Source organism: Helicobacter sp. 13S00482-2 (assembly GCF_002272795.1).
Classification (GTDB): domain Bacteria; phylum Campylobacterota; class Campylobacteria; order Campylobacterales; family Helicobacteraceae; genus Helicobacter_J.
Window position 1 is genome coordinate 1 of the sequence record NZ_MLAT01000037.1, and the last position, 3,063, is coordinate 3,063.

The 3,063-nt window shown below is 29.8% G+C and carries 5 protein-coding genes; all 5 read right to left on the minus strand.

The window, feature by feature from the left end:
* The coding region (locus BKH42_RS08920; protein ID WP_143428611.1) for a hypothetical protein at positions 1-355 on the minus strand (355 nt) is incomplete at its 3' end.
* Positions 352-843: a hypothetical protein gene (locus tag BKH42_RS08925; RefSeq protein ID WP_095296252.1), complete on the minus strand. Its 492-nt coding sequence runs from the start codon at positions 841-843 to the stop codon at positions 352-354. The genes BKH42_RS08920 and BKH42_RS08925, both read right to left, overlap by 4 nt.
* Positions 840-2,144, minus strand: coding sequence for an ankyrin repeat domain-containing protein (locus tag BKH42_RS08930; protein WP_095296253.1), 1,305 nt, complete (start codon positions 2,142-2,144; stop codon positions 840-842). The genes BKH42_RS08925 and BKH42_RS08930 overlap by 4 nt, the downstream gene beginning before the upstream one ends.
* Before the next feature lie 56 nt (positions 2,145-2,200).
* A complete protein-coding gene (locus tag BKH42_RS08935) occupies positions 2,201-2,830 on the minus strand; it encodes an ankyrin repeat domain-containing protein (RefSeq protein WP_095296254.1) in 630 nt (209 codons plus the stop codon).
* Positions 2,831-2,839: 9 nt separating this feature from the next.
* Positions 2,840-3,063 (minus strand): hypothetical protein (locus BKH42_RS09800; RefSeq protein ID WP_219349858.1); only part of this gene is annotated, 224 nt, incomplete at its 5' end.

Genomic DNA, 3,063 nt, shown 5'->3' on the forward strand with positions numbered 1-3,063 from the left:
AAGGAAACATTTTAAGGCTTCTATTCCAGCTAGAGACAATGAACTTAGCCTTTTTTTGATTGTCCCAATTATAATCAATGATACTCCCATCAGGAAATTTATTTACCTGCTCATTACTATTAGGATTTGCAACTTCAAATCCATTCTCTAGTATCACAAACATCACGTATTCAAAGAACTCATCAAAGTCTTCAACCTGATCTTCGAAACTTTCTCTAAAAAATTCTGCTGTATCAATAAAATCCCCTCCTCGTATTGAATTAATAAAATCCATATGTAATTCAATCATATCTTTTAAATATATAATTTGCTTAACGTCTTTAAATCTTTCTGCTAAAATTTCCATTCTTTTCATTGATGCTCATCTTTTTTATCGGCATGTTCTTCAACCACTATTTCTTTTAATTTCAATTTTTTTGCAAGATGGGGAGACATAAGGGCTAAATGATACGTCAAAATGAAATAGTTTGGATCTGAAAATGTCTCAAAAGGAAACATTTTAAGGCTTCTATTCCAGCTAGAGACAATGAACTTAGCCTTTTTTTGATTGTCCCAATTATAATCAATGATACTCCCATCAGGAAATTTATTTACCTGCTCATTACTATTAGGATTTGCAACTTCAAATCCATTCTCTAGTATCACAAACATCACGTATTCAAAGAACTCATCAAAGTCTTCAACCTGATCTTCGAAACTTTCTCTAAAAAATTCTGCTGTATCAATAAAATCCCCTCCTCGTATTGAATTAATAAAATCCATATGTAATTCAATCATATCTTTTAAATATATAATTTGCTTAACGTCTTTAAATCTTTCTGCTAAAACTTCCATTCTCTTCATTTACCTTCACCTTCCTTTGTTGTTTCTTTCCCCTCGTGTACTTTTTTGTTGCTACCCCCTAGAAATTTAGACATATATTTTTTAAATAAATATTTTATAACATCTATGAGATCGTTATTAATCGCTAGAGCAAGTGGATAATGACCATTCTTTGTTTTTAGCCTAACACTAGCTCCAGATTCAACAAGAGTTCGAACAATTTCAAAGTTATCCTTTGGATCAGGGAATTTAATCAAACAAGCCATATGCAAGGGCGTAATATTGTTTTTATTTCCTAGATGAATATCCGCACCCATTTGTAAAAATCTATCAAAAAAGGCTTTTTGTTCAAATATAATAGAAAATAAAATAGGTGTACTTCCTTCTATATTAGTATCATTGATGATCTTTGTAAGAGATGGATATGTTTGAAATAAATAATCTAGTCTTTCTATCTTATTGCTATAGATAACAGAATGCAATATGCTATCTTCTAAATCATTTTTCATAAATAAATCAGCACCTCTTGATAATAAATATTTATAGACCTCAGTTTCTGAATTTTTAATTGAATATTGAAGTAAGGAATCATTATTTTCATCAGCAAAGCGATGATTGATGTCATATTCATTTCTATGGAGTTCTAGAAAATCCTGATCATTACAACAAAGTGCATCTTTGAGTTTTATTTTGAAAGCTTCCTCTGATTTCATTTTTTTAAATAAATATTTTATAACATCTATGAGATCGTTATTAATCGCTAGAGCAAGTGGATAATTATCATACTTTGTTTTTAGTCCAATACTAGCTCCAGATTCAACAAGAGTTCGAACAATTTCAAAGTTATCCTTTGGATCAGGGAATTTAATCAAACAAGCCATATGCAAGGGTGTAACATCTTCTTTATCTCCTAGATGAATATCCGCACCCATTTGTAAAAATCTATCAAAAAAGGCTTTTTGTTCCAACGCAATAGAAAATAAAATAGGTGTACTTCCTTCTATATTAGTATCATTGATGATCTTTGTAAGAGATGGATATGTTTGAAATAAATAATCTAGTCTTTCTATCTTATTGCTATAGATGACAGCGTGCAATATCCCCTCCCCTTCATTATTTTTCATAAATAAATCAGCACCTCTTGATAATAAATATTTATAGACCTCAGTTTCTGGATCACTAATTGAAGATAAAAGCAATGAATCATTATCCTCATCAGCAAAGCGATGATTGATATTATATTCATTTCTATGGAGTTCTAGAAAATCTTGATCGTTATCACAAAGTGCATCTTTGAGTTTTATTTCAAAAGCTTCATCCATTCTTATCCTCGTGTAGTTTTTTCTTACTTCTTGTTTTATCTAGAAGAGATAGAAATTTAGTCATACATAATTCTAAATAAGTATTCTGCGATATCCATAAAATCATTATTAATCGCTAGAGTAAGTGGATAATGACCATTCTTTGTTTTTAGCCTAACACTAGCTCCAGATTCAACAAGAGTTCGAACAATTTCAAAGTTATCCTTTGGATCAGGGAATTTAATCAAACAAGCCATATGCAAGGGCGTAACATCTTCTTTTTCTCCTAGATGAATATCCGCACCCATTTGTAAAAATCTATCAAAAAAGGCTTTTTGTTCAAATATGATAGAAAATAAAATAGGCGTGATTCCTTCTATATTAGTATCATTGATGATCTTTGTAAGAGATGGATATGTTTGAAATAAATAATCTAGTCTTTCTATCTTATTGCTATAGATCACAGAATGCAATATCATTTCTCCTAAATCATTTTTGATAAATAAATCAGCACCTCTTGATAATAAATATTTATAGACCTCAGTTTCTGAATTTTTAATTGAATATTGAAGTAAGGAATCATTATTTTCATCAGCAAAGCGATGATTGATATCATATTTATTTTTATGGAGTTCTAGAAAATCCTGATCATTACAACAAAGTGCATCTTTGAGTTTTATTTTGAAATCAATTGTCATTGGGATCATAATCTTTCCTTATTGCTTCTTTTGATCTATCTTGTCTACGTATCTTTTTATCGTGTGCTTTTCTTTTAGCGTCTTCTCCTCACCCTGCTCAATTTTATGAATCACTCTATGGATTTTATTCTTGATGGATTTAAAACAAGAAATACAAAGTTTTCCAAATGCAAAAACAAACAATATTGATGGCATGGGTAGAATAAATAAATAATAAATTCCATCTATTAAATAGATATGAT

Coding starts and splice junctions, on each gene's coding strand:
- BKH42_RS08935 (WP_095296254.1), bottom strand. CDS start 2,830: ATGATCCCAATGACAATTGATTTCAAAATAAAACTCAAAGATGCACTT.
- BKH42_RS08930 (WP_095296253.1), bottom strand. CDS start 2,144: ATGGATGAAGCTTTTGAAATAAAACTCAAAGATGCACTTTGTGATAAC.
- BKH42_RS08925 (WP_095296252.1), bottom strand. CDS start 843: ATGAAGAGAATGGAAGTTTTAGCAGAAAGATTTAAAGACGTTAAGCAA.